The sequence below is a fragment of the Aliiglaciecola sp. genome (assembly GCF_039982535.1).
Lineage (GTDB): Bacteria > Pseudomonadota > Gammaproteobacteria > Enterobacterales > Alteromonadaceae > Aliiglaciecola.
Genome location: NZ_JBDWYG010000028.1, coordinates 1 through 1,283, shown reverse-complemented (window position 1 = coordinate 1,283; position 1,283 = coordinate 1). Strand labels below are relative to the sequence as shown.

The following is a 1,283-nucleotide window of genomic DNA, read 5'->3' as shown; positions in this document are numbered from 1 at the left end:
TCCTGCATCATTTCCATCATTTGTTGTTTCTTTTGGCTCATGTCAGCTTTTTTCTGCTGTGCAAAGCCGGAGCTTGCGATCAGCATCAAAGAGAACATGAGTGCAAAAACTACTGTTAAACGTTTCATAATAGTCACCATTTGTTTTGTGTTGGTTTGAAATTAAAATGTATTCGGGTACTTCAAATAAAAAATGCTGTGCTTATAGTTTGCCGATCACTTTTTTCAGGTTGGCGCGCACCTGCTCGGCTATCGGCTGCAGGTTGTCATTGTCAACGGCCTGCATAGACGCCACCGGGTCCACAGCCGAAACTTCTACCGTGCCGTCTTCGTGCTCTTCCACAATCACATTGCACGGCAACATTACGCCAATCTTATCTTCCGCCTGCAGCGCCTGGTGGGCAAAGTGAGGGTTACAAGCCCCTAATATTCTGTACTTTTTAAAATCCACGTCCAGTTTCTTTTTCAGCGTTTCTTTGACATCGATTTCCGTCAGCACGCCAAACCCCTCATCTTTAAGGAGTTCCGTTACATCGGCTATGGCCTGTTCGTACGATCGGTTTGTTGTTTTCGAAGTGAAGTATTTCATGACGTTTAGTCTTTTTTGATTTCCTGGTTCTAAAATACATTTAATATTACTACATGTCAATACAAGTTGTTACGGCTTGTAATATACAATCTAAAACCTTAAATAAACCTTAAATTTTTACTGTTATTTCAGATTACTTGCTTTTTCAGCCATATAACCCAAAAATCAATCTTGTAAATACAGGTATGGCTTTTTAGCATCCTATTATATATATTAGCAGCAAATCGAATTAGTTTTGAAATGGAAAGGTTTATGGAATTACAAGACGGCATACCATTACACAAGCAAATCAGCGACTGGCTGAGCAAACAGATTCAGGATGGCAAACTGAAGAAAAATGAAAAACTGCCCTCCGAAAACGAGTTGAGTGATACCTTTGAGGTTAGCCGCGTAACGGTCAGGCGGGCTTTGCAGACATTGGAAAATGAGCAGCTTATTTATCGCTGCCAGGGGCTGGGGTCGTTTGTCAGCGACCATCGTGCCCATCAGTCGTTCGCACAACTAAAAGATTTTAACGAAGAGCTGGCCGGCTCGGGTTTACAGGCTTCCTCTGAAGTAATCTCCCTGGGACAGGAAAAAGTAAGTGAAGAGATCGCTTCCATCCTGAATGTTAAAGAAGGCGCTATTGTAGTTAAACTTGAACGTGTCAGGCTGGGTAACGGGCAGCCTATCGCTTACGATATTACCTGGCTGCC

At 42.6% G+C, this 1,283-nt stretch carries 2 protein-coding genes; one reads left to right on the top strand and one right to left on the bottom strand.

The window, feature by feature from the left end; translation table 11 throughout:
• Window positions 1–201: 201 nt before the first annotated feature.
• Entirely contained in the window at window positions 202–588 is a 387-nt protein-coding gene (locus ABJV04_RS06600; protein WP_348490519.1) for a DUF302 domain-containing protein, read from the bottom strand.
• 252 nt (window positions 589–840) lie between these two features.
• On the opposite strand from ABJV04_RS06600, the gene ABJV04_RS06595 reads away from it, so the two are divergent.
• Window positions 841–1,283 (top strand): GntR family transcriptional regulator (locus ABJV04_RS06595; protein ID WP_348490518.1); only part of this gene is annotated, 443 nt, incomplete at its 3' end.